This is a genomic window from Mycobacterium sp. JS623, assembly GCF_000328565.1.
GTDB lineage: Bacteria > Actinomycetota > Actinomycetes > Mycobacteriales > Mycobacteriaceae > Mycobacterium.
This window is the reverse complement of sequence record NC_019966.1, coordinates 2,252,647-2,277,282: the sequence shown is the minus strand read 5'-3', so window position 1 is coordinate 2,277,282 and position 24,636 is coordinate 2,252,647. Positions and strand designations below refer to the sequence as shown.

Here is a 24,636-nt window from a genome sequence, read left to right as displayed (position 1 = left end):
AGCAGTGGAAGCGGCTTGCCGCTGCGGATATACGCGGCCGCATCGTCAATGGTGAAGATGCGGTACGGACCCTGCGCCTCATCGGTGTGGTCGACGGGCGTGAAGCGATCGTCATCGAACACGTCACCCGGCTGGCGCCTGACGTCGCGCCCGACTGGCCCACGCGTCCTGGCGCGCTCGGCTACCGCGTCGTGATCACCGGTCAACCCGACATCGATTGCACGATGGCGGCGACGGTTCGCGACCGCAAACAGGCGGGCATCGAGGGCATGACGTCGGGCGCGGACGCAATGGTGGCGACTGCCATGCGAGTGGTCAATGCCGTGCCATTTGTCATTGCGGCGCCCGCTGGCTTGCTCAGCTTGGTCGACCTGCCATCGACGATCCCGCGGGGCGCTTTCGGATGACTACTCGGGGAGTCGCAGCTCGGGCTTCTCGACCTCTTCGATGTTCACGTCCTTGAACGTGATCACCCTGACCTGCTTGACGAACCGAGCCGGCCGGTACATGTCCCACACCCAGGCGTCGGCCAGCCTCAGCTCGAAATAGACCTCGCCCTCGGAGTTGCGCGGCACCAGCTCCACGCTGTTGGCCAGGTAGAACCGCCGCTCGGTCTCCACGACATAGCTGAACTGACCGACGATGTCCTTGTATTCGCGGTAGAGCGAGAGCTCCATCTCGGTTTCATACTTCTCGAGATCCTCGGCACTCATCGGCTCAGCTGTCCTTCATATCGATCGCGGTCCATTCTCCCCTACCCCAATTGGCTCTGCTGCTCGGGTTCCCACTCCAGAGCGGTGTCCGGCACCAGTTCACCCTCGACCGCCACCAGTCGGCGCACGTTGATGAAGGAATATCGGTGCTGACTGCAGGGCCCCAACTCCGCCAGCGCGGCACTGTGGGCCGGGGTGCTGTAACCCTTGTGCTCGGCGAACCCGTATCCCGGATGCTCGGCCTCCATCGTGACCATCAGCCGGTCGCGGCTGACCTTCGCCAGCACGCTGGCGGCTGCGATGCAGGCCGCAGCCGCGTCGCCGCCGACCACCGGCAGTGAGGGCACCGCGAGCCCCGGCACCCGGAACCCGTCAGAAAGCACATAACCAGGCCGAACCGACAGGCCGGCCACCGCCCGCCGCATGCCCTCGATGTTCGCGACGTGCACGCCCCGGCGATCCACCTCGGCCGACGGGATGAACACCACGTGATAAGCCAAGGCGTAGCGGCGAATCAGCGGAAACAGCCGCTCACGCTCCTTTTCGTTGAGCTTCTTGGAGTCGTCGAGCGCCGAGAGACTTTCGAATCGGTTCGGTCCCAGCACGCACGCCGCCACCACCAGCGGGCCCGCGCACGCGCCACGGCCGACCTCGTCGACGCCCGCCACCGGACCGAGTCCGCCGCGGTACAGCGCGGACTCCAGGGTGCGCAGGCCCGAGGACTTCCGGATCACAGTTCGCGGAGGCCATGTCGCGGGCAAGAGCAGCTTCCCCCTATGAGCTATTGAGTCTGTGGGTCCACCGCATGGACTCCACCCCACCGCGACGGCGGCCAGGCGATGAACCGTGCCTTTCCAATGACATTGTCTATCGGCACCGTGCCCGGCGTGGGGTCACCCGTGCAGATCAGTCCCTGCCGCGCATCGGCGGGCGTACTGCCGCAGTGCGCACGGGAATCCGCCGAGTGGGTGCGGTTGTCGCCCATCACCCACAGCCGACCATCGGGCACCTTGACCGGCCCGAACTCGGGGCCAAGGCACGGGTAGATCTTGGGGTCGGCCAGCATCGTCGACGGGTCGAGATACGGCTCGTTGAGCTTCTTTCCGTCGACCGTGAGCCCGGTGTCGGCACGGCATTGGACGGTCTGCCCGCCCGTGGCGATCACACGTTTGACCAAGTCGTTCTCGTCGGGCGGCACGAAGCCGATGAACGAGAGCGTGTTCTGCACGAAGCGCACGGCCGTGTTCTTGGAGCGAATCGACTTGTAGCCGATATTCCAGTTGGGCGGGCCCTTGAACACGATCACGTCACCCGGCTGCGGAGTGCCGAACCGGTAGGTGAGCTTGTCCACCATGATCCGGTCACCCGTGCAGCCTGCGCAGCCGTGCAGCGTGGGCTCCATCGATTCCGACGGGATCAGATAGGGCCGCGCGACGAACGTCAGCATCACGTAGTAGAGCACCACCGCGATGGTGATCAGCAGCGCCGCTTCCCGCAGCGCGCCACGCTTTTTGGGTTCTTCGACTTTTTCGTCGGTGACCGCGTCGGCCTTCTCGTCAGTGGCCGAGTCAGACCATTCGGGCGTTGGGTCGGAAGACGCGTCCTGAGGGTCCGTAGAGTCGGTCACCGCATCAGAGTAGCCAGCGCGGTGCTTACCGCCGCGCTCCTCGGTTGCCAAGGATCAGACCTCGTCGAAACCCGAAGTCAGCGCTTCTCCTTGATCTTGGCCTTCTTGCCACGCAGCTCGCGCAGGTAGTAGAGCTTCGCGCGGCGCACGTCGCCACGGGTGACGACGTCTATGTGATCGATATTGGGCGAATGCACCGGGAAGGTCCGCTCGACGCCGACGCCATAGCTTTCCTTGCGGACGGTGAAGGTCTCGCGGACGCCGCCGCCCTGACGGCGAAGAACGACACCCTTGAAGACCTGGATGCGCTCTTTGGAGCCCTCGATGACCTTGACGTGCACGTTAACGGTGTCGCCGGGGCCGAATGTCGGAATGTCGTCGCGCAGCGACGTCTGATCGACGAAGTCCAGCGTGTTCATCGGTGACACTTCCTTGTTGTTGGCGGCTGCGGGCGCCTCACAATGTGACGGGTAGCCGAGCCGATCTGTTCGGGCGTATCTGGGCGTCTCGCGGCGGGCGGCATTCGGCCCATGCGGACAACTGCTCAATTGTGCCAGACGTGCCCCGATCCAGTGAAATCGCCGCCCGACCACACCGCGAAACGCGCAGCCGCGCTAAGCACGCGACGCGGACAACCAACCGCTAGGCTGAAGCTTCCGGCAGGGCGGAGGGCAAACCCGATCCGGGATCGGAAGACGCGAGGGAGAACCATGCGACGGCGGCCGCCGACATTGGTCACGGCGACCGCTGCCGTCGCCATTCTGGCGCCACTTCTCGCCGGTTGTGAAGCCAAGGTCTACGGCGACACGGCGGCGCCCGCAGGCCCCCAGCTGACCGTTATCGCCCCGATGGGCACGAGGGCCCCGCTGCCCGAGTCCCCGCCCGACGAGCCCGCGGCCACTTTCGCGGGCCTTGACACCCGGGCCGAACAGGCGACGAGAGAGGCCGCGAAGGCCGGTGCCGAGGTCACGATCACCGTCCTTGATCGCAACACCGGGCAAATTGTCACCAACGGCAACAACAAGGCAATGCCGATCGCCTCGGTGGTCAAGCTGTTCATCGCCGACGACCTGCTGCTGCAGGAAGCGAAGGGGCAGACTCGGCTGTCTGCCGACGACCGGCAATCGTTCGATGACATGTTGCGCTCTTCTGACGACAGCGCAGCCGAGGTTTTCTGGAACCGCGGTGGCGGCAGCGCGATCGTTTCGCGGGTCACCGCGCGGTACGGCCTGGGTGCGACCACGACACCCTACGACGGTCGCTGGTACAACACGTTGAGCACCACAGGTGACCTCGTCCAGTATTACGACAAGCTGCTCGACGGCAGCGGCGGGTTGCCGCCCGAGCGGGCGAACATCATTCTGTCCAACCTGGCAGCCTCGACACCGATAGCGATCGACGGCACGATGCCCGACGGCGTGTATCCGCAGCGGTTCGGCATCCCCGAGGGGCTCTACTCGGAGTCGGTGGCCGTCAAGCAAGGCTGGTTCTGCTGCTGGAACGGCGGCAACTGGGTGCACCTGTCGACGGGCGTGATCGGACCGGACCGCCGATACGTCGTCGCCATCGGGGCGATGCAAACCACCGATGCAGATACGGCCCGCGCCACCATCACCCACGCCGTCAAGACGATGTTCCCCGGCGGCCGGATCTAGTCGAGCAGATCGGGACGACGCTCACGCGTCCGCTGCAGCCCCTGCTCATATCGCCACGCCGCGATTTTCGCGTGGTCACCCGACAGCAGTATTTCGGGGACGTCGAGTCCCCGCCAGCTGGGCGGCCGGGTGTAGCTCGGACCCTCCAGCAACCCGTTGGAGTGGGAATCGTCTTGGTGTGACGCAGGATTGCCGAGCACATCGGGAAGCAAACGAACCATCGCCTCGATCATTACCAGCGTGGCTGACTCACCGCCCGGCAGCACATAGTCGCCGATCGAGACTTCTTCGACCCGCATTCGGCGGGCCGCGTCGTCGACGACGCGCTGATCGATGCCTTCGTACCGTCCGCATGCGAACACCAGGTGCTTCTCGGTGCTCCACCGCTGCGCATCGGCCTGTCCGAACAGCCGGCCCGCCGGGGTGGGCACGATCAGAAGTGTTTCGTCCGAGCAGATTTCGTCGAGCGCATCCCCCCACACCGGCGCCTTCATCACCATTCCGGGGCCGCCGCCGTACGGTGAGTCGTCGACGGACTTGTGGACGTCGTGGGTCCACCGGCGCAGATCGTGCACGGCCAATTCCACGATGCCGGCCTCAATCGCCTTGCCCGCCAACGACTGTCGCAGCGAATCCAGGTAGTCCGGGAAGATCGTGATGACGTCAATCTGCACGGCGGCGCACCCCCTATAGCTCCAGTAGGCCATCGGGTGGGTCGATCACGATGGTCTGGTCGGCCAGCGACACCGACGTCACGATGGCGCTGACGAACGGCACCAACACCTCGCCCTCATCGCTGCGCACCGAAAGCAATTCGCCTGCCGCGGTGTGCAATACCTCCGCGACCGAGCCGATGGCACCGCCGGCGGTCGTCACGACCCGTAGCCCTTCGAGCTGGTGGTCGTAGAACTCGTCGGGGTCTTCGATCGGCGGCAGATCCGCCGAGTCGACGATGAACACCGTGCCCCGCAAGGCGTCGGCGGCGTTGCGATCGGCAACGCCTTCCAGGCGCACCAGCAGTCGCCCGCCGTGGTCGCGGACCGAATCGATGACGTAGCGACTTTCGGGCCCACCGCGAGATGGCTTGCCGCGCAAGGACGAGCCAGGCGCGAAGCGGATGTCGGGATCGTCGGTGCGGATCTCGACGACGATCTCGCCGGCGACGCCGTGCGCTCTGACGACCCGACCGACTACCAGGTCCATGACAGCGTTACTGGTCGGTGTCCACCACGTCGACCCGGATGCCGCGGCCGCCGATACCCGCGACCAGCGTGCGCAGCGCGGTCGCAGTGCGACCACCGCGGCCGATCACCTTGCCGAGGTCGTCGGGATGCACGTGCACCTCGACGGTGCGACCGCGCCGGCTGGTCACCATGTCGACCCGGACATCATCGGGGTTGTCGACGATCCCGCGGACAAGATGCTCGACGGCGTCAACGACGACAGAGCTCATGGCAGCGGTCAGCTCTCGGTGGATTCGGCCGACTCGGCAGCCTCAGCAGGCGCCTCGGCAGCGGGGGCGTCAGGCTGGGCAGCGGGCGCCTCGGCAGCGGGGGCGTCAGGCTGGGCAGCGGGCGCTTCGGCAGCGGGGGCGTCAGGCTGGGCAGCGGGCGCCTCGGCCTCGGCGGGCGTCTCGGCCTTGTCTGCCGCCTTCTTGGCGGGCGCCTTCTTCTTCTTGGGCGTGGTGGCCTCGGTGCTCGGGCCGCCCTCGGCCTCGGCGAGCGCGGCGTTGAACAGATCCAGCTTGGACGGCTTGGGCTCCTTGACCTTCAGCGTGCCCTCAGCACCGGGCAGACCCTTGAACTTCTGCCAGTCGCCGGTGATCTTCAGCAGCTGCAATACGGGTTCGGTGGGCTGGGCGCCAACGCTGAGCCAGTACTGAGCGCGCTCCGAGTTGATTTCGATCAAGCTCGGCTCTTCCTTGGGGTGGTAGCGGCCGATGACCTCGATCGAGCGGCCGTCGCGGCGGGTGCGCGAGTCGGCGACGGCGATGCGGTATTGGGGGTTGCGGATCTTGCCAAGCCGGGTGAGCTTGATCTTGACAGCCATGATTAAGCGATCTCCTGTGGTTGCCACGCTGCAATTCGGCGATCGCGGGCGGATTGCCCGGATCCGGTTTTGCCTTACGTGTGTGACCGACGCCCAGCCGTAGTCGAGCGACAGACAGCCGCCCATTGTGCCAGAACAGGCGCTACGGGTGAAAATCGCTTCCCACCGACCTTTACAACTACCGCCCATAGTGTCACGCTTCGGCAATGGACGACACCACCGCCCTGATAGAGATCGAGGCGATCAAGCAGCTGAAGGCCCGCTATTGCCGCTACCTCGACATCAAGGACTGGTCGGCATGGCGCGGGATCTTCGCCGACGACTTTTTCAGCGACACGTCGCAGGCGGGAGGCAAGGTCATCCGGGGTGCCGACGAGTTCGTCGCGTTCACCCGTACAGGCGTGGGTCAGCGGGCCACCGCCCATCAGGTGCACGCCCCGGAGATCGAGCTGACGTCGGCGACGACGGCGCGCGGCGTCTGGGCGCTCGAGGATGTGGTCCGGTTGGCGCCCGGGGTGAACCTGCGCGGCTACGGCCATTACCACGAGACCTACGAAAAGCTCGACGGCCAGTGGCGGATCACCAGCTCCAAGCTGACCCGGCTGCGTGAGGACATCTTCAACATGTTCATCTCGGTATACGTCTCTCCCCGCCTGCGGGATGTCATCGGAAAGGCTGCGCGTAGGGCCATGCGCTGAGCCCGGCATGCTGGAGCCATGACGTTCTTGCGCGAGCGGCTGTTGTCCGCGGTCGCCGGGCAACTCGGCCGGCCGCACGGAATCTTGAGCCCATTCGTCGCGCGTGCACTCAACCGCGGGAACCAGAAGGCGATCGTCGCCGCCGTGGAAGCGGCGCATGCTCCGCGCGGCGGCGTCGCAGCCGATGTCGGCTTCGGTGGTGGCGTCGGCCTGGAATTGCTGTTAAACGCTATCGGCGAGGACGGCGTCGTGCATGGCGTCGAGGTCGCCGAGGACATGTTGCGCAGGGCCAAATCGAAGTTCGGCAGCGATGGGCGGTTGCGGTTGGCGCGGGGCTCGCTGACGGAGTTGCCGTTGGACGACGGCTCGGTCGACGCGCTGATCACCGTCAACACCGTGTACTTCATTTCCGAACTCGATGCCGCGTGCCGCGAACTCGTGCGTGTGCTGCGCCATGGTGGCCGCGCGGTGATCGGCATCGGCGATCCGGACGTGATGGCGAAGCTGCCGTTCACCAAGCACGGCTTCACCATTCGTCCTGTCACCGAAATCGCTGCGGCGCTTCAGAATTCGGGGTTGCAGGTGGAGCAACGCCGCATCGAGGACAAGCCGATTCCGCGTTTCCTGCTGATCGGCACGCGCGCCTGACCTACACCACTTTGTCGAAGCACTTCTCTTCGACCCGACGGGTCATTCTCCAGCCACCAGGTGTGCGGGTGAATTCGTCGACGTACCAAAGCCCACAAAACATGACTTGGTTCTTGTCGCCCTCGAACACCATCGGGTTGAAACAGAAGGTCCGCGACGACGCGGTGTCGCCGTCGATGCGGACGTCGAAGTTGCCGAGCATGTGAGCGTGCGACCTGAAGATTTTCGGCAACGTCTCCGCCAGCCACGCCTTGACGTCCGGGAAGCGGCCGTCGATGCCGCCCATCGCGCGGTAGTCGATGTAGGCGTCCGGCGTGAACACTCGGTCGAGGTCGTCGAATTGACGAGTATCGATCGCCGTCGAGTAGTCGATCAGCAGCTGCTGTATTTCGAAGCGGTCCGAAATCTCCTCCAGGCTCAACATGGGTCGATTGAACACGACCAGGAACCGTGGTTACGCTGCAGGACCCATGGGGAGGTTCGTCGCCGTTTTCGCCGCATGCCTGAGTCTTGTCCTGCTGTCTTCGGGTCCGGTCGCCTCGGCCGAGCCGGACATCCAACCCGCGGGCAGCGTGCCGATTCCCGAGGGGCCCGCTCCCGCGTGGATCATCGCCGACATGGATACCGGCCAGGTGCTGGCCGGCCGGGAGATGGATGTCGCCCACCCGCCCGCGAGCACGATCAAGACGCTGCTGGCGCTGACCGCGCTGGACGAGCTGCCCAGCCTCGATACCACGGTCGTCGGTACGGAGGCCGACACCCACGTCGAGTGCAACTGCGCGGGTATCAAACCCGGTCACGTCTACACGGCACGCCAGCTGCTTGACGCCGTCCTGCTCGCCTCGGGCAACGACGCCGCCAACGCGCTCGCCGACATGATCGGCGGCTATGACACCGCGGTCGCGAAGATGAACGCCAAGGCCGCGTCCATCGGCGCGGTCAATACGCACGCGTCGACGCCGTCGGGGCTGGACGGGCCAGGGGGCTCGGGGTTCACCACTCCGCGAGACCTGGCGATCATCTTCCGCTCCGCGATGGCCAATCCCACGTTTGCCGAGATCACGTCGCAACCGGTGGCCATGTTCCCCTCCGACACGGGCGACAAGCCTCTGGTGAACGAGGACGAGCTGCTGCATCGCTACCCCGGGACCATCGGCGGCAAGACGGGCTTCACCGATGCGGCGAAGAAGACGTTCGTCGCCGCCGCCGATCGTGGTGGCCGTCGACTGGTGATCGCAATGATGTATGGGCTGGTCAAGGAGGGTGGGCCGACGTACTGGGATCAGGCCGCCGCGCTGCTGGATTGGGGCTTCGCCCAGGACCGCGGGGCCAGTGTCGGCTCACTTTAAGTTGCGCAATCGCAACTGATCCGAGACCTCGTCGGGTACCGCGCTGACTACGCTCGGCGGCCGTGCGAAAGTTATTGGCCGCGTTGACTATCACGCTGTCCGCGGCCGTAATGGTCGCTCCCCCAGTGTGCGCCGAGCCAACCGTCCAACCGGCGAGCGCGGTGGATCTGCCACAAGGGCCTGCGCAGGCATGGCTGCTGGCCGATCTGGACAACGGGCGAATCCTGGCTTCCCGCAACCCGTATGAGCCACATGCGCCCGCCAGCACCATCAAGGCTCTACTCGCGATGGTGGTGCTTGACCAGCTTCCGCTCACCGCGGTGATCACCGCGACACCCGCGAATACCGACGTCGAATGCTCATGCGTCGGCGTCAAAGAGGGCCGCTCGTACCCGGTGCGTCAGCTCTTGGACGGGCTGATGTTGGTGTCGGGCAACGACGCCGCCAACACCCTGGCCGAGGGCCTCGGCGGCTATCAGACTGCCGTCGCGAAAATGAACGCCAAGGCGGCCGCGCTGGGTGCACGCAACACGCACGCCTCGTCACCGTCGGGGCTGGACGGTCCGGGGATGGAATCGGTGACGACGCCGGCTGATCTCGCAGCGATTTACCGTGCAGCGCTTCACTATCCGGCCTTCGCTGCGATCGTGCGGCAGCCGTCGTCGCTGTTCCCCACCGACGACGGACCCAAGAAGATCGTCAACCAGAACGAACTGCTGTCGCGGTATCCCGGCACCCTGGTCGGAAAGACCGGCTATACCGATCTGGCGCAGAAGACCTTCGTCGGCGCCGCACAACGCAACGGCCACAACCTCGTCGTTGTCCAGATGTACGGCTCCGGCGACATGTACGGCCAGGCGATCGGCCTGTTGGATTGGGGCTTCAGCCAATACCGCTGATGCGTTTGTTCGGCGAGCGTGCCTGTTTGCACACGACACGCCGCGAAAAAGCGGCATTTTACGCACGCTCGCGCTAGAAAACGCGGCCCCGCAGGATGATTCGGGCTGGGTTGTTGAGTACGTCGACGCCTGAGCGCGGGTCGTCGGCGTAACACACCAGATCGGCACTCGCCCCGTGTTCAAGCCCTGGCCGCCCCAACCACTCCCGCGCGGTCCAGCTGGCCGCGCCAAGCGCTGCGGTCGGACTCATGCCGATGCCCTTGAGCGCCTCGACCTCATCGGCGATCCGGCCGTGCGCGACCATGCTGCCCGCGTCGGTGCCTGCGAAGATCGGAATGCCCGCCTCGTGCGCAGCACTGATGCGCGGATAGCAGCTGTCGTAGAGATCGCGCATGTGCCGGGCATACGCCGGAAACTTCTCCGCAGCGTCGGCGATGCCGGGAAAGTTCTCGATGTTGATCAGCGTGGGCACCAGCGCAGTACCGTGCTCGACCATCAGCTCGATGGTCTCGTCGGTGAGCCCGGTGCCGTGCTCGATACAGTCGATGCCCGCATTGATCAGGCCCGGCAGCGCGTCCTCGCTGAACACATGCGCGGTGACCCGTGCGCCGTTGACGTGGGCGGCGTCGATCGCTTGCTTCAAAACCTCGCCGGACCACAGCGGCGCCAGGTCGCCGGTTTCGCGGTCGATCCAGTCGCCGACCAGCTTGACCCAGCCGTCACCCCAGCGCGCCTGTTCGGCGACCGCGTCGGGCAGCTGCGACTCATCCTCGAGTTCAAGGGCGAATCCGCGCGAATAACGCTTTGGCCGAGCCAGATGGCGGCCCGCGCGGATGATGCGGGGCAGATCCTCGCGGTCGTCGAAGCTGCGGGTATCGGTCGGTGAGCCGGCGTCGCGCAGCAGCAGCGCACCGGCGTCGCGCTCGGTTTCGGCCTGTGTGATCGCCTCGTCGAGTTCGATGACGCCGTGCTGTCCCAGCCCGACGTGGCAGTGCGCGTCGACGAGGCCGGGGACGACCCAGCCGCCGTCGAATACCGTCTCGGCGTCTTTGACGGGCTCGGCGCTGAGGATGCCGCGGCGTCCATGCTCTTCGCCCGCGGGCTCCTCGACGATCCACCACTCGACCGGCTGGCCATCAGGCAATCCGCGGCCACGAACGTGCAGGCGCACGTTACTTCTGGCCCGGGAACTTCAGCTTCGACAGGTCGATGTCCGCGAGGCCGGGTGGCAGCTCGTCGAGGCCCTTCGGCATGTTGGACAGGTCCGGGAACCCGGCAGGCATGCCTCCGGCGCCGAGCGGGTTACGCGTCTTCGCCGGCGTGGGCCCGCGTCCCCCCTTCTTGCCCTTCTTCTTGTTCTTGGCGGCCTTACGCGCAGAACCCTTGCGGCCGAACGGCATTCCCATCTGCCCGGCCATCTGCGACATCATCTTGCGAGCCTCGAAGAAGCGGTCGACGAGCTGGTTGACCTCGCCCACCGTCACACCCGAGCCGTTGGCGATGCGCAGCCGGCGCGAGCCGTTGATGATCTTCGGATCGGCCCGCTCGGCAGGCGTCATCCCGCGGATGATCGCCTGCACACGGTCGAGCTGGCTGTCGTCGACGGCGGCCAGCGCATCCTTCATCTGGCCTGCGCCCGGCAGCATGCCCAGCAGATTGCCGATCGGCCCCATCTTGCGGATGGCCAGCATCTGCTCGAGGAAGTCCTCAAGGGTCAGCTCACCCGAGCCGATCTTGGCGGCGGCCTCCTCGGCCTTCTGCGCATCGAAATGCTGTTCGGCCTGCTCGATGAGCGTGAGGACGTCGCCCATGCCCAGGATGCGGCTGGCCATCCGGTCGGGGTGGAAGACGTCGAAGTCCTCGAGCTTCTCGCCCGCCGACGCGAACAGGATCGGCACGCCGGTGATCTCGCGCACAGACAGCGCGGCGCCGCCGCGGGCGTCACCGTCGAGCTTGGTCAGCACCACGCCGGTGAACCCGACACCCTCGCGGAACGCTTCAGCCGTGGTGACGGCGTCCTGACCGATCATGGCGTCGAGGACGAAGATCACCTCGTCGGGGTCGAGCACCTCGCGGATCGACGCGGCCTGGCTCATCAGCTCATCGTCGATGCCGAGGCGGCCCGCGGTGTCGACGACGACCACGTCGTAGTGCTTGGCCTTGGCCTCGGCCAGACCCGCAGCGGCCACGGCGACCGGATCGCCGTGTCCGGCCCGCTCTGAACCCTCGGTGGACACGCCTGGGTGCGGCGCGAACACAGCCGCGCCCGCGCGTTCGCCGACGATCTGCAGCTGGTTGACGGCGCCAGGGCGTTGCAGGTCGCAGGCCACCAGAAGCGGTGTATGTCCTTGGTCGCGAAGCCACTTCGCGAGCTTGCCCGCCAGCGTCGTCTTACCGGAGCCTTGCAAACCCGCGAGCATGATCACGGTCGGCGGGGTCTTGGCGAACGCCAATTGACGGGTCTCGCCGCCGAGGATGGCGACCAGTTCGTCGTTGACGATCTTGACGACCTGCTGGGCCGGGTTGAGCGCTCCGGAGACCTCGGCGCCCTTGGCCCGGTCTTTGATGCGGGCGACGAACGAGCGCACGACGGGCAGCGAGACGTCGGCTTCGAGCAGCGCCAGCCGGATCTCCCGGGTGGTGGCGTCGATGTCGGCGTCGGTCAGCCGGCCCTTGCCGCGCAGCCCCTGCAGGGCACCGGTCAACCGGTCGGACAGCGATTCAAACACGCCGACCAGCCTATCTGCTCCTACCCGGGACGCCTGTCGGCCGGGTCGGTCGCCCGCTTCGCGCTCGTCGCCGACGCCCACGCGTCGATCCCCCAGCAGGTCACTCAGCTATGGAGGAAAGAACCGAATACCCTGCAACGGGATTCATGAAGAAACGCAGAACGGCCTACCCATGACCTATCAGCTAACTGGCTTCGGACACCGGCTTCGCGGACGCGGGCGCAGGCAGCACTGCGTAGAGGTCGTGCTCTAGCTCCTCGCGGATCGAATCGTGCCCCGAAGCCACGATGCCGAACACGTCGACGACCGACGATCCCAGCGTGGTGACCTTCGCCCAGGCGATGTCCATACCGTCACGCTCGAATACCGCCGTCAGCCTGGCCAGCAGGCCGGCGCGGTCGGTCGCGCGGATCTGGACGACCAACTCGCCCGGCTCGGTGCCGTCGGTCCACAAAATCTTCGGCGGCGCTGTCGCGTGATTGATCGGAACCGCGTCCGGCACCTCACCCGCACGCCTGGTGCTGTGCTGGGCCGCGTCGCCGTCGCGCTTGTCCAACGACGACATCACATCGAGTTCGCCCTCCAGCGCGAGGATGAACTGTTGGCGCAACAGCTCCGCCGCCGGCGGCGACCCGAAATGCGGTGACACCACGAAGCTGTTGATCGCCGAGCCCTGATGACCGTTCACCGACGCGGAGTGCACCCGCAGCGAATTGAGCGCAAGCACGCCAGCCGCTTTCGACAGCAGGCCCCGAACGTCCGGCGCGATCATCGTCACGTTGTAGATGTGCGGGCTGTCGCCGGGCGTCATGTCGACGTGCACGCCGACATCGGAAGCCAACGAAAGATAATGCGGGTCAATGGGATCGGGATGCGGCAGCGGCTCGCCCGCCATCACCAGCCGGCAGCGGCGCACCAGATCGCCAATCAGTGATGCCTTCCAGTCGCCCCATACGCCGGGGCCGGTGGCCAGCGAATCCGCCTCGGCGAGTACCTGTAGCAGCTCGAGCAGAACGAGGTCGCCGTCGAGCGATTCGACCACCATCGCGATGACCTTCGGGTCCTGCAGATCGCGGCGCGTCGCGGTGTGTGGCAGTAGCAGGTGATGACGCACCACCTTCGACAGCAGCTCGACATCCGACGGCCACAGACCCAGCCGCGTGCCAATCTGCGTGGCCAACTCGGCGCCGATTACGCTGTGATCGCCTCCGCGGCCCTTGCCGATGTCGTGGCACAGCGCACCGAGCAGGAGCAGGTCCGGGCGCGATACCCGGGTGGTGAATGCGCTTGCCCGCGAGACGGTTTCGACGAGATGGCGGTCAACGGTCCAGATGTGCACCACGTCGCGCGGAGGGAGGTCACGCACGGCACCCCACTCTGGAAACAGCCGGCCCCACAATCCGGTGCGGTCGAGCGCCTCGATGGTGGCCACCGCCGCCGGACCGGCGGCCAGCATCACCAGCAGATCCTTGAGCGCCTGACGCGGCCACGGCGTGCGCAGCTCCGGCGCAGACTCGGTGAGACGGGCCAGCGTCGACGCTGCGATGGGCAGCCCGGTGGTGGCCGAGGCGGCGGCCACCCGCAGGATCAGTCCGGGGTCGCGCTCCGGGCGCGCGTCGCGGGCCAGGATCACTTCGCCGTTGAACTCGATGACGCCCTCATCCAGCGGCCTGCGGGCAGGCCGCTTGAACGCGGCTAAACCGCGGCGGGGCAACGCATTTGCCGCGGTGCGCAGCCCAGCGTCGACGTAGAAGCTGACAGTGCGCGCGGCGTCAGAAAGCGTGCGCGCCAAGTCGAAACGGTCACCGATGTGCAACGCCGCACCGATTTCGTCGGCGTGCTGGGCCAGCAACAGTTCTCGGCCGCGGCCCGATACCCGGTGCAGTTCGGTGCGGACGTTGAGCAGCGCCAGATGCGCCTCGCCGAGCGAGCCAAGCGGGGAGGCAAGCGAACGGCTTGGATAGACGTCCGCGAGTTGAGCGATCGCGAGCGCGTTGAGCAGTTGCACGTCGCGCAGCCCGCCGCGGCCGCATTTCAGATCGGGCTCAGCGCGGTGGGCGATTTGCCCGCTGCGTTCCCACCGCTGCTCGGTGTGCCCGACGAGTGCGTCGAACCTCGAAGCGATTCCGGTGCGCCACTGGCGTCGTGCGCCCCCGATCAACAAGGAAGACAGATCGGAGTCACCCGCGATGTGTCGCGCCTCGAGCATCGCCAGGCCCGCAGAGATGTCCTCACCGGCGACCTTCAGCGCCTCGGGCACGGTGCGAACGCTGTGATCGATGCGAATGTTGGCGTCCCAGAACGGATACCACAGAAGCTCGGCGACCTGAGCGACGACGTCGCGGGGCATGTTGTCGTGCAGCAGCGTCAGGTCGAGGTCCGAGTACGGCAGCAGCTCACCCCGCCCGAGGCCGCCTGTGGCGACGATGGCGAATCCACTGGTGGGGGTGACGCCGATCTCGCTGGCCTTGGTGGTGAGCCAGAAATCATGCAAGTCGAGCAGAGCATCGCGCAGCGCAGCCGAATCGAGTTGGCGCGCACCGCCGGCGAGCAGCTTTTCGCAAGCGGCCACCAAATCGGTTGCGGGGCGGGACGAGCCCGCCGCCGGGGCCTCCCATCGAGAGGCGCCGGCGGCGTTGATCTGCTCCTCGCGCAAGCGCTCGTCAGCGGAATCTGGTGTCTGCTCTGTCATTTCGAGTCCTCCCCCGGTCTTTACCTATTAACGCTCACAGTGCACGCCGGGAGACGACGTCGCATTTCAGATGCGGCTCAGAGGGCGTCGGCCCCCCGCTCGCCCGTGCGTACCCGGACCACGGTGTCGACGGGGCTGACCCACACCTTGCCGTCGCCGATCTTTCCGGTACGAGCAGCCTGGACAATGACATCCACCACCTTGTCGACGGCGGAATCATCGACCACGACCTCCACCCGCACCTTCGGCACGAAGTCGACTGAGTACTCAGCGCCGCGGTACACCTCGGTGTGACCCTTCTGGCGGCCGTAGCCCTGCACCTCGCTGACGGTCATTCCGAGAATACCCGTCTGTTCGAGGCCGGTCTTGACGTCCTCGAGCGTGAACGGCTTGACGATCGCAGTAATCAGCTTCATATTCCCTTATCCCTCCGCGCCGGAACGCGCCAGCACTGAGCTACCACCAACTGGCACGAAATCGTAACCAGTCTCGGCGTGTTCGGCTTCGTCAATGCCGCTGACCTCATCCTCTGCACCTAGGCGCAAGCCAATCGTGTACTTCAGGATCAACGCCAAGATAGTCGTAACGATGAACGAGTATGCGAGAACCGCGAACGCACCGACGGCCTGGCGCCACAGTTGATCGACTCCACCGCCATAGAACAGTCCCTTGACGGCAGCAGGCGCCTGAGGGGTCGCCAGGAAACCGATCAGCAAGGTGCCGGTGAGACCACCGACCATGTGCACGCCAACCACGTCGAGAGCATCGTCGTAGCCGAACTTGAATTTCAGCCCCACGGCCAGTGCGCAAATCGCACCGCCGAGGAAGCCGACGATCAGTGCACCGAGGACATTCACCGACGAACAGGACGGCGTGATCGCGACGAGGCCCGCCACGATGCCCGATGCGGCACCCAGCGAGGTGGCCTTTCCGTCGCGGATCCTCTCGACGAGTAGCCAGGCCAGCATTGCGGTACCGGTGGCGACCGTGGTGGTCACGAATGTCGACGCCGCGATACCACCGGAGCTCAGCGCCGAACCGGCGTTGAAGCCGTACCAGCCGAACCACAGCAGGCCGGCACCGAGCATCACGAAAGGCAGGTTGTGCGGCCGCATCGGGCTTCCCGGCCAACCATTGCGCCTGCCGAGAACGAGTGCCAACGCCAGACCCGCGGCACCCGAGTTGATATGGACCGCAGTACCACCCGCGAAGTCGATTGCCTTGAGCTTGTTGGCGATCCAGCCACCGTGCTCACCGGTGAAGCCGTCGAACGCGAACACCCAGTGTGCGACGGGGAAGTAGACGAAGGTCGCCCATAGACCTGCGAAGAGCAACCAGGAGCCGAACTTCAACCGGTCGGCGACGGCACCCGACACCAGCGCGACCGTGATGATCGCGAACATGAGCTGGAACATCACGAACACGAGCTGCGGGATCGTGCCCGCCAGCGGGATGTTCACCGCGTCGGCCGCGGCAGTGCCTGTGCTCGGGTCCGCAGCGACCGCGGCCTTCGCGTTGCCGGCGATGAGCCCCTTCAGCCCCCAATATTGCGTCGGATCACCGATGAAGCCGAACTTGTCGTTGCCAAAGGACAGCGAGTAGCCGTACAGCACCCACAACACCGTCACGACACCCATGGCGCTGATGCTCATCATCAGCATGTTGAGCACGCCCTTCGCGCGAACCATGCCGCCGTAGAAGAACGCCAGTCCCGGCGTCATCAGCAACACCAGCGCGGAGCTTGCCAGCATCCATGCCGTATCCCCGGTGTCGGGGATGCCCATTATTGGAAAGCCATCCACTCGCAGTTTCCTCCTTCAACATGCCACGGCCGCAGCTTTTTACGTCCGTTGACCTGTTGCAAGACAATGCTGAGTGGTTGTTTCGTATAAGACGCTGCGGTGTTTCGCTCGTGTGAACGGATGCGCAGACGACGTTTCGACGGTGTTACATCATGCGTTTCTCGACGATCGTTTGTTACCCGAGCAGCGCATCTACGAACGCGGCGGGCTCGAACGGCGCGAGATCGTCGGGGCCTTCACCGAGACCGACAAGCTTGACCGGAACACCCAACTCCTGCTGCACGCGGAACACGATCCCGCCCTTTGCCGTGCCGTCGAGTTTCGTCAGCGCCACCCCGGTGATGTCGACGACTTCGGCAAACACCCGGGCCTGAGGCAGGCTGTTCTGCCCGATGGTGGCGTCGAGCACCAGCAGCACCTCGTCGACCGCAGCGCGCTTGCTCACCACCCGTTTGACCTTGCCGAGCTCATCCATCAGGCCCGTCTTGGTGTGCAGCCGGCCTGCCGTGTCGATGACGACCACGTCGGCGCCGGACTCGATGCCCTTGTCGACGGCATCGAACGCGACCGACGCCGGGTCGGCCCCCTCGGCGCCCCGGACCACCTCCGCACCCACCCGGGAGGCCCAGGTCTGCAGCTGGTCGGCCGCCGCGGCGCGGAAAGTGTCGGCGGCGCCGAGCACCACACGGCGGCCGTCGGCGACCAAGACGCGGGCCAGCTTGCCGACCGTCGTCGTCTTGCCCGTGCCGTTCACGCCGACGACCAACAGCACGGACGGCTTGGCGTCGTGCGGCAGCGCCTTGATCGAACGGTCGAGGTCGGGCTGCAGCTCCTCGATGAGCACTTCGCGGACCACAGCGCGGGCGTCGGTCTCGGTGCGCACGCGGCTGCTGGCCATCCGCGACCGCAGCGAGGACACCACCGATTCGGTGACGACGGGTCCTAGGTCGGCGATGAGCAGGGTGTCCTCGACGGCCTCCCAGGACTCCTCGTCGAGATCACCGCCGCCGAGCAGGCCGAGCATGCCGCGGCCCAGCGTGTTCTGCGATTTGGCCAGCCGGCCGCGCAGCCGGTCCAGCCTGCCATCGATCGGTGCGATCTCCTCGATTGCCGCTGCGTGAGCGTCGACCGGTTCGGCAGGTTCGACCGGTTCGGTGGGTTCCGCGGGTGCGACCGGTTCGGCGGGTTCGACCCGTTCGGCGGACGGTTCGGGCAGCTGGATGTCCGCGATCGGCCGTTTCGGCGCGTCCCGGGGAACGGTGGCATCATCGCCGACGGCGGGCAGGCCGCTGGTGTCGATGCGGTCAACCGGCTCCGCTGGCGCCGACTGGCTGAATGTGATGCCTGAAGACGCGGTATATCCGCCGGAGCGGTCGATGGGAGTGGCAGTGTCTGGGGAAGACAGGTTGATCCGTCGACGCCGGTACCGTACCAGCCCGACGACCAGCGCAACCACGACCAGAACGGCAACGACCGCGATTGCGATCCATAGGGCATCCGACACGACGCCATTGTCGCAGGGGGATTAGGCGGTGACTCTCGACCCCGGGGGCATGGAAACCCGCAAGCAGCGCCACATTGATGTGTGCCTGTCGGAGGCGGTCGACTATCAGACGGTCACCACCGGGCTCGAGCGTTACCGGTTGCCGTACAACGCGCTCACCCAGACGGATCTGGGCACCGTCGACCTGAGCACCGAATTCCTCGGCGCGCGGTTACGGGCGCCTGTGTTGATCGGCGCGATGACCGGCGGGGCGGAGCTATCGGGCACCATCAACCGCAATCTGGCCGCCGCCGCGCAGCAGCTCGGCGTCGGCATGATGCTCGGCTCGCAGCGCATCATGCTCGACAACGGCTTCGCGTCGACGTCGTTTACCGTCCGCGATGTGGCACCGGACGCGCTGCTGATCGGCAACATCGGACTGGCCCAACTCAACGGCGTCATGGTCGGAGACCTCGTCAAGGTGCTCGACACCGTCGGCGCCAATGTCCTTGCCGTGCATACCAATCCGCTTCAAGAGGCGATGCAGCACGATGGTGATACCGACTTCTCCGGTTCAATTGCCCGACTACGAGACATCGCAGGATCGATCGGCTATCCGGTTCTTCTGAAGGAGGTCGGCCACGGCATCGGCGCCGCCGCCGCAGCGGAATTGGTCGACTGCCCGATCGCGGCCGTCGACGTCGCAGGCGCGGGCGGCACGTCGTGGGCGCGGGTTGAACAGTTTGTGCGGTACGGCGAGATCCGCCACCCGGCACTGGCCGAGTGGGGCATCCCGACCGCGGAGGCGCTGCTGGAAGTGCAGCACACACTGCCCGATGTGCCGATCGTCGCGTCGGGCGGAATCCGCACCGGCATGGACGCGGCCAAGGCATTGGCGATGGGCGCGGACGCGGTGGCGGTTGCGCGCCCGCTACTGGCACCTGCAATCGAATCGCCTGCCGCCGTTGTGGATTGGCTGCAGCAATTCATCGACGAGCTACGGGTATGCCTGCATGGCTGCGGGGCGGCCAACCTCGTGGCACTGCGTCGCCGCGGGGTCACCAAGCTTCCCTAATTGGCGGCGGCGCCGACCAGTTCCTGGCCGCGCATCCGCTGCGAAATCACTTGTGTGATCCCGTCGTCGCGCATCGTGACGCCGTACAACGCGTCGGCGACCTCCATCGTCGGCTTCTGGTGCGTGATCACGATCAGCTGCGACTGCGATCGCAGCATTTCGAACAGCCCCAGCAGCCGGCGCAGGTTCACGTCGTCGAGCGCCGCCTCCACCTCGTCCATCACATAGAACGGCGACGGCCGCGCACGGAAGATCGCCACCAGCATGGCCACCGCGGTCAGCGACTTCTCGCCACCGGACAGCAGCGACAGCCGCTTGATCTTCTTTCCGGGCGGACGGGCCTCGACCTCGATGCCGGTGGTCAGCATGTCGTCGGGATCGGTGAGCACCAATCGTCCCTCGCCGCCGGGGAACAGCGACGAGAACACGTCGCGGAATTCACGTTCCACGTCGACGAAGGCCTCTGTGAACACCTGCAGGATGCGCTCGTCCACATCGGCGATGACGTCGAGCAGGTCCTTGCGGGCCCCCTTGACGTCCTCGAGCTGAGTCGACAGGAAGTTGTAGCGCTCCTCGAGAGCCGCAAACTCTTCCAGCGCAAGCGGATTCACGCGGCCCAGCTCGTTGAGCTCACGCTCCGCCTTCTTGGCGCGGCGTTCCTGGGTCGACCGGTCAAACGGCAGGGGGGCCGGCATGGTGACCTGCTCGCCGCGTTCACGCGCCTGTTCGTACTCCGCCATCTCCAGCTCCGACGGCGGCAGCGCCACATCGGGGCCGTATTCGGCGATCAGGTCGGCGGTGGCCATTCCGAACTGCTCGAGGACGTGTTCCTCGAGCTGCTCAATGCGAAGGGCCGCTTGGGCTTTGGCGACCTCGTCGCGGTGTAGAGAGTCGGTGATCGCGGCGATCCTGGCGGACAGTTCGTTGACTTCCTCGCGCGACTTCGTCAGGGCACCTGCGCGGTGCTGGCGTTCGGCGGCAACCTGGTCTCGGGCCCGCGATGCCACGCCTACCGCTGCACTCAACCGCACTGCGACGTGACGTCCGGACTCTGCCACCGCGGCCGCAACCGCCGCTGCGTGTACGCGCGCCTCGCGCGCACGCTGGGCCCGCAACCTCGCCTCGCGTTCGGCAGCCGCCGCCCGTCGCAGCGAATCCGCCCGTCCGCGAACCGCATTCGCGCGTTCCTCGGCGGTGCGCACGGCCAACCGCGCCTCCACCTCGACTGCGCGGGCCTCTTCTGCCGCCGCCATCGACGCCTGGCGATCGACGGGTTCGGATTCGAACGTCGGCTCCTGCTGGGCGTTGTGCAGTCGCTGCTCGAGTTGAGCGAGTTCCTCGACAGTTTGGTTTCGGCCGGCCTCCAGCTCGTTGCGCTGCTGGATGAGCCGCTGCCATTCGTCGTCGGCGGCGCGGGCATCCTGGCCAAGTCTGCCGAGTTGCTCGTAGATCGCCGAGATCGCGGCGTCGGATTCGTTGAGTGCCGCGAGCGCCTGCTCGGCGGCGTCCTGCCGGGCCCCCTGCTCGACGAGCGCGCCGGACAACGCGGCGGACAGCTCGCCGGTCTGCCTTTCGGCGTCGGCCAGTTCGGCGCGCGCCTTCTCGACTTCCGAGGTGATCTCCAGCGTGCTGGGCTTGCGATCAGACCCGCCGCTGATCCAGCCAGCGCCGACAAGGTCACCCTCTGTGGTGACGGCTCGCAACTGCGGGCGCGCCGCGACGAGATCCAGCGCGGCGGAAAGATCTTGCACCACAACGACACCTGACAACATCGCCGTGATCGCGCCCTGCAGCCGCTGCGGCGCCTCGACGAGGTGCACCGCCCATGCCGCGCCGTGCGGCAGTTGCTCCGTCGGCGAGGGTGCGTGGTGCGGCCAGTCGCTCAGCACGATGGCCGCGCGGCCGCCGTCGGATTCCTTCAGCGCCTTGACGGCCGACCGGGCGGCACCGAAGTTCTCCGCAGCCAGGGCGTCTGCCGCGGCGCCGAGCACCGTCGCGACGGCCGCCTCGTAACCGGGCCGCACCTTCAATAGGTCGGCGATCGAGCCGAAAAGTCCCGCGCCGCCGTGGTTTCGCTGCAGCCAGGCCGCGCCGTCCTTGCGATCGAGCCCGACCGACAACGCCTCGATGCGCGCCCGCAGTGACGCGACCTGCCGCTCCGCGCCGCGCTCGGCGGCCTGCAGTTCGGCGACGCGCTCGTCGGCCAGCCGCAGCGCGGCCACGGTGCGATCGTGGTGTTCGTCGAGGCCGACCTCGCCTGCGTCGAGCTCACTGACGCGGCTCTGGACGGTTTCGAACTCGGCCTGCATCTGCTGGGCCTTGGCAGCCGCTTCATCGATGCCGCCCGTCAGCCGGGCGACGGTCTCGTCGATCGACTCGACGCGGGTCCGCATGGTGTCGACCTGTCCGGCCAGCCGCGCCAGCCCTTCCCGACGGTCGGCTTCGGCGCGGGCGGCGGCAAGATGGGCGCGTTCGGCCTCGGCCGCGGCGCGTTCACACTCGGTCAGTTCGGCGCGTGCGGACTCCAGCCGGGTGCGGGATTCCTCCAGCTCGGCGAGCAGCTGCCGCTCTTGCTCGGCGATCTCTTCTGCTTGCGCCTCAAGGGTTTCGGGGTCCGGACCGGTGGACGCCTCGGGCTCGGCGTCGAGGTGCTGAGCACGTTCGCTCGCGATGCGCACCGTGGCGCTGACACGTTCGGCGAGCGCCGACAGCCGGAACCACGTCTGCTGCGCGGCATCGGCGCGTTCGCTGAGCGTATTGACCGCCGCCTCATGGGCGTTGAGTTCAACGGTTTTGGCTTCGAGTCGCGCGGCGGCGTCGTCGTGCTCGCGGCGCAGGGTGGTCTCGGCCCGATCGGTGTTGTCGAACTCGGCCTTGCGGGTGACCAGGTCATCGGCGGCCAGTCGCAGCCTGGCGTCGCGCAGATCGGCCTGGATGGTCTGGGCGCGACGGGCCATCTCGGCTTGGCGGCCCAGCGGCTTGAGCTGACGGCGCAGCTCGGTCGTCAGGTCGGTGAGCCGGGCGAGGTTGGCCGACATCGCGTCGAGCTTGCGGACCGCCTTTTCCTTGCGCTTGCGGTGCTTGAGCACACCCGCGGCTTCCTCGATGAACGCGCGCCGGTCTTCCGGTCGGGACTCGAGGATCTCGGAGAGCTTGCCCTGGCCGACGATGACGTGCATCTCGCGGCCGATGCCCGAGTCGGACAGCAGCTCCTGCACATCCATCAAACGGCAACTGCTGCCGTTGATTTCGTATTCGCTTCCCCCGTCGCGGAACATCCGCCTGGTGATCGACACCTCGGAGTACTCGATCGGCAGCGAATTGTCGGAGTTGTCGATCGTCACCGTGACCTCGGCGCGTCCCAGTGGGGCACGCGACGACGTGCCGGCGAAGATCACGTCCTCCATCTTTCCGCCGCGCAAGGTCTTGGCGCTGTGCTCACCCATCACCCAGGTGAGCGCGTCGACCACATTCGACTTGCCTGAACCGTTAGGACCGACCACGCAGGTGATGCCGGGCTCGAAACGCAGAGTCGTGGGTGCGGCAAAGGACTTGAAGCCCTTCAGCGTCAGACTCTTGAGGTGCACAACGCGCCACACTACCGTCGCGGAGGCTAACGTTCGGTGAACCCCTGGAGCGAGTCGTCCGGTTCTGACCAGTCTGCGAGGACTTTGTCGACCTGACCCGGGGTGTTTCCGCTTTGTAGCAGTTCAAGTAGCTTTTCACAGGCGTCGCGCGGACCCTGCGCGACGACCTGGACGCGCCCGTCGGGCCTGTTCGATGCGTATCCGACCAGGCCGAGTTCCAATGCGCGCGACCGTGTCCACCACCGGAAGCCCACCCCTTGGACGTAGCCGTGCACCCAGGCCGTCAACCGGACGTCAGCTAACTCCTGCATCACTGACCTCAAACGTCACTTTGGTCCCAGACTTGAGCGTGCGGCCGACCGTGCAGACCTGATCGATGGCGCGCTCGACAACCGTCAGCACCCGCGACACCTCGTCCTCGGAGAGCCCCGACAGGTCGAGTTCCATGCGTTCCTCGAGCAGCGGGTAGCGCTCCTGATCACGGTCGGCGGGCCCGGACACCTTGATCGTCGTCGTGTAGTGCTCGCCTAGGCGGCGCTGCAATGGCGCGTCGCTGGCCATGCCGCTGCACGCTGCCAGGGCGATCTTCATCAGCTCGCCGGGTGTGAACACGCCCTCGACGTCCTCGTTGCCGACAAGCACCTCGGCGCCGCGCGTGCTGCGCCCGACGTAGCTGCGCACGCCGGTACGCTCAACCCACAATTCGGTCATGGCTTATTTCTACAACGACCGTGCCCACCACGAGGTGCGCCAACTGTTGCGAATCACACGTTGTGCATCGCGCTCCGGCACGCACTCTCACGGCAGGTGCTACCGACGCACGGCGAGGACTATCAGGGAATGGGGTCAAACGTCGAGTCGTCGAATTCCGTTGCCGTCGTTTGCCAGGTTTCTCGGTTCCACCAGATGAAATGGTCGAACTCGTGGACAAATCGGGCGGGACTGCCGGCATAGAGCCCCGATTTGTGTTCGTGGTCGTCACGAAATTTCATCAGCAGGGAGTGCGCGGCGAGAACCGACCTTGGTGGCAGGTAGGCGTCCATTAAAATCACGCAGTGGGTGACAGTGATGGCATTCTCGTCGATCACCACCTTTCCAACACCGATACGGTTGTGCTTGAGATCGATCTGGTGGGTCTGCACCGTTGTTTTGACTCCGCCGACCACGGCATACGGGCGCAGCAACACCTGGCCCGAGCAGTCCACGTAGTGTCTGTTGGTGAACGCTGCCTGCTCCCCCAGCGAAAGAAAGCCGGCGCGGTCGCTGACCTGTTGGTATAATGGTGCGGCAGTGAATTGATTGAGCTGGCCGATGATGGCGCCGCGCCCCATTTTGACAGCGGCCAAATTGCGGAAAAGATTCATCGGAAAAATTACAGTGTCGTCGGCGAGCATGAACCGGCCGCAGCTGATTACCAGCACAGGTCCTAGCCGGGCATTCTCTCCAATTTCATTCCCGATACGCCTCAATAGCCATATTTTGAACTTCGACATCGGCAGAAGCCAAGCGACCAGCGACAAGTACTTGTTTGGCCGCCGCGCCAAATTCTCTGCCCCCCGCATGGCGTCACCATACTGCGCTCTACCCAAATGTGGGCCTGTTTACTTAAGCCGTGGCGAATTCACGCGCT

The 24,636-nt window shown here is 66.1% G+C and carries 25 protein-coding genes and 1 pseudogene; 7 read left to right on the top strand and 19 right to left on the bottom strand.

Annotated features, from left to right (window positions below; all coding sequences use genetic code 11):
• Nucleotides 1–77: 77 nt before the first annotated feature.
• Nucleotides 78–407, top strand: a pseudogene (locus MYCSM_RS35915) (dihydrodipicolinate reductase); the annotation flags it as partial.
• On the opposite strand, the gene MYCSM_RS11080 reads toward MYCSM_RS35915, so the two are convergent.
• From MYCSM_RS11080 to rplS, 4 genes are all read right to left on the bottom strand, one after another.
• Nucleotides 408–713 (bottom strand): DUF2469 domain-containing protein, encoded by a 306-nt coding sequence (locus tag MYCSM_RS11080; RefSeq protein ID WP_015306240.1) that lies wholly within the window; start codon nt 711–713, stop codon nt 408–410.
• Nucleotides 714–754: 41 nt separating this feature from the next.
• Entirely contained in the window at nt 755–1,474 is a 720-nt protein-coding gene (locus tag MYCSM_RS11075; protein WP_015306239.1) for a ribonuclease HII, read from the bottom strand.
• A 20-nt stretch (nt 1,475–1,494) separates the two neighbouring features.
• On the bottom strand, nt 1,495–2,340 hold the full coding sequence (gene lepB, locus MYCSM_RS11070) for a signal peptidase I (protein WP_041313810.1): 846 nt from the start codon (nt 2,338–2,340) through the stop codon (nt 1,495–1,497).
• Between the two features lie 77 nt (nt 2,341–2,417).
• Nucleotides 2,418–2,759, bottom strand: coding sequence for a 50S ribosomal protein L19 (rplS, locus tag MYCSM_RS11065; RefSeq protein ID WP_015306237.1), 342 nt, complete (start codon nt 2,757–2,759; stop codon nt 2,418–2,420).
• A 291-nt stretch (nt 2,760–3,050) separates the two neighbouring features.
• On the opposite strand from rplS, the gene MYCSM_RS11060 reads away from it, so the two are divergent.
• Nucleotides 3,051–3,995: a hypothetical protein gene (locus MYCSM_RS11060; protein ID WP_015306236.1), complete on the top strand. Its 945-nt coding sequence runs from the start codon at nt 3,051–3,053 to the stop codon at nt 3,993–3,995.
• On the opposite strand, the gene trmD is transcribed toward MYCSM_RS11060, so the two are convergent.
• From trmD to rpsP, 4 genes are read right to left on the bottom strand one after another with little or no spacing between them, the layout of a single operon-like run.
• The gene (trmD, locus tag MYCSM_RS11055; RefSeq protein WP_015306235.1) at nt 3,992–4,669 is read right to left on the bottom strand and encodes a tRNA (guanosine(37)-N1)-methyltransferase TrmD; all 678 of its coding nucleotides are present in this window, start codon (nt 4,667–4,669) and stop codon (nt 3,992–3,994) included. The two genes, MYCSM_RS11060 and trmD, sit on opposite strands and share 4 nt — an antisense overlap.
• Nucleotides 4,670–4,682: 13 nt before the next feature.
• The gene (gene rimM, locus MYCSM_RS11050) at nt 4,683–5,198 is read right to left on the bottom strand and encodes a ribosome maturation factor RimM (protein WP_015306234.1); all 516 of its coding nucleotides are present in this window, start codon (nt 5,196–5,198) and stop codon (nt 4,683–4,685) included.
• Between the two features lie 7 nt (nt 5,199–5,205).
• Nucleotides 5,206–5,448, bottom strand: coding sequence for an RNA-binding protein (locus tag MYCSM_RS11045; protein WP_003881089.1), 243 nt, complete (start codon nt 5,446–5,448; stop codon nt 5,206–5,208).
• Between the two features lie 8 nt (nt 5,449–5,456).
• Nucleotides 5,457–6,044 (bottom strand): 30S ribosomal protein S16, encoded by a 588-nt coding sequence (rpsP, locus tag MYCSM_RS11040; RefSeq protein ID WP_015306233.1) that lies wholly within the window; start codon nt 6,042–6,044, stop codon nt 5,457–5,459.
• A gap of 206 nt (nt 6,045–6,250) precedes the next feature.
• Between rpsP and MYCSM_RS11035 the strand changes: the two genes are divergently transcribed.
• Nucleotides 6,251–6,742 carry a nuclear transport factor 2 family protein gene (locus MYCSM_RS11035; protein ID WP_015306232.1) on the top strand — a complete coding sequence of 164 codons (492 nt, stop codon included), beginning with the start codon at nt 6,251–6,253 and terminating at the stop codon, nt 6,740–6,742.
• An 18-nt stretch (nt 6,743–6,760) separates the two neighbouring features.
• Nucleotides 6,761–7,390, top strand: a complete 630-nt coding sequence (locus MYCSM_RS11030; RefSeq protein ID WP_015306231.1) for a class I SAM-dependent methyltransferase — start codon at nt 6,761–6,763, stop codon at nt 7,388–7,390.
• Between the two features lies 1 nt (nt 7,391).
• Here the strand turns inward: MYCSM_RS11030 and MYCSM_RS11025 are convergent, their stop codons facing one another.
• The gene (locus tag MYCSM_RS11025) at nt 7,392–7,814 is read right to left on the bottom strand and encodes a nuclear transport factor 2 family protein (protein ID WP_015306230.1); all 423 of its coding nucleotides are present in this window, start codon (nt 7,812–7,814) and stop codon (nt 7,392–7,394) included.
• Between the two features lie 46 nt (nt 7,815–7,860).
• Between MYCSM_RS11025 and MYCSM_RS11020 the strand changes: the two genes are divergently transcribed.
• Nucleotides 7,861–8,739, top strand: coding sequence for a D-alanyl-D-alanine carboxypeptidase family protein (locus tag MYCSM_RS11020; protein ID WP_015306229.1), 879 nt, complete (start codon nt 7,861–7,863; stop codon nt 8,737–8,739).
• A gap of 62 nt (nt 8,740–8,801) precedes the next feature.
• Nucleotides 8,802–9,638 (top strand): D-alanyl-D-alanine carboxypeptidase family protein, encoded by an 837-nt coding sequence (locus MYCSM_RS11015; protein ID WP_015306228.1) that lies wholly within the window; start codon nt 8,802–8,804, stop codon nt 9,636–9,638.
• Nucleotides 9,639–9,711: 73 nt separating this feature from the next.
• On the opposite strand, the gene MYCSM_RS11010 is transcribed toward MYCSM_RS11015, so the two are convergent.
• The 6 genes from MYCSM_RS11010 to ftsY form a co-directional block, all read right to left on the bottom strand.
• On the bottom strand, nt 9,712–10,809 hold the full coding sequence (locus MYCSM_RS11010) for a metal-dependent hydrolase family protein (protein ID WP_015306227.1): 1,098 nt from the start codon (nt 10,807–10,809) through the stop codon (nt 9,712–9,714).
• A gap of 1 nt (nt 10,810) precedes the next feature.
• Nucleotides 10,811–12,367: a signal recognition particle protein gene (gene ffh, locus MYCSM_RS11005; RefSeq protein ID WP_015306226.1), complete on the bottom strand. Its 1,557-nt coding sequence runs from the start codon at nt 12,365–12,367 to the stop codon at nt 10,811–10,813.
• A 184-nt stretch (nt 12,368–12,551) separates the two neighbouring features.
• Nucleotides 12,552–15,059, bottom strand: coding sequence for a [protein-PII] uridylyltransferase (locus MYCSM_RS11000; protein ID WP_015306225.1), 2,508 nt, complete (start codon nt 15,057–15,059; stop codon nt 12,552–12,554).
• A 77-nt stretch (nt 15,060–15,136) separates the two neighbouring features.
• Nucleotides 15,137–15,475 carry a P-II family nitrogen regulator gene (locus MYCSM_RS10995; protein ID WP_003881099.1) on the bottom strand — a complete coding sequence of 113 codons (339 nt, stop codon included), beginning with the start codon at nt 15,473–15,475 and terminating at the stop codon, nt 15,137–15,139.
• A 6-nt stretch (nt 15,476–15,481) separates the two neighbouring features.
• Nucleotides 15,482–16,861, bottom strand: a complete 1,380-nt coding sequence (locus MYCSM_RS10990; protein WP_015306224.1) for an ammonium transporter — start codon at nt 16,859–16,861, stop codon at nt 15,482–15,484.
• 175 nt (nt 16,862–17,036) lie between these two features.
• On the bottom strand, nt 17,037–18,365 hold the full coding sequence (gene ftsY, locus MYCSM_RS10985; RefSeq protein ID WP_015306223.1) for a signal recognition particle-docking protein FtsY: 1,329 nt from the start codon (nt 18,363–18,365) through the stop codon (nt 17,037–17,039).
• A 49-nt stretch (nt 18,366–18,414) separates the two neighbouring features.
• Between ftsY and fni the strand changes: the two genes are divergently transcribed.
• The gene (gene fni / locus MYCSM_RS10980) at nt 18,415–19,419 is read left to right on the top strand and encodes a type 2 isopentenyl-diphosphate Delta-isomerase (RefSeq protein WP_442928528.1); all 1,005 of its coding nucleotides are present in this window, start codon (nt 18,415–18,417) and stop codon (nt 19,417–19,419) included.
• On the opposite strand, the gene smc is transcribed toward fni, so the two are convergent.
• The 4 genes from smc to MYCSM_RS10960 form a co-directional block, all read right to left on the bottom strand.
• Nucleotides 19,416–23,006, bottom strand: coding sequence for a chromosome segregation protein SMC (gene smc / locus MYCSM_RS10975; protein ID WP_198345024.1), 3,591 nt, complete (start codon nt 23,004–23,006; stop codon nt 19,416–19,418). The genes fni and smc overlap by 4 nt on opposite strands.
• Before the next feature lie 26 nt (nt 23,007–23,032).
• Nucleotides 23,033–23,317 carry an acylphosphatase gene (locus MYCSM_RS10970; protein WP_015306220.1) on the bottom strand — a complete coding sequence of 95 codons (285 nt, stop codon included), beginning with the start codon at nt 23,315–23,317 and terminating at the stop codon, nt 23,033–23,035.
• The gene (locus tag MYCSM_RS10965) at nt 23,301–23,717 is read right to left on the bottom strand and encodes an OsmC family protein (protein WP_015306219.1); all 417 of its coding nucleotides are present in this window, start codon (nt 23,715–23,717) and stop codon (nt 23,301–23,303) included. Before MYCSM_RS10965 ends, MYCSM_RS10970 begins: the two co-directional genes overlap by 17 nt.
• 122 nt (nt 23,718–23,839) lie before the next feature.
• The gene (locus tag MYCSM_RS10960; protein ID WP_015306218.1) at nt 23,840–24,568 is read right to left on the bottom strand and encodes a hypothetical protein; all 729 of its coding nucleotides are present in this window, start codon (nt 24,566–24,568) and stop codon (nt 23,840–23,842) included.
• Nucleotides 24,569–24,636 lie beyond the last annotated feature (68 nt).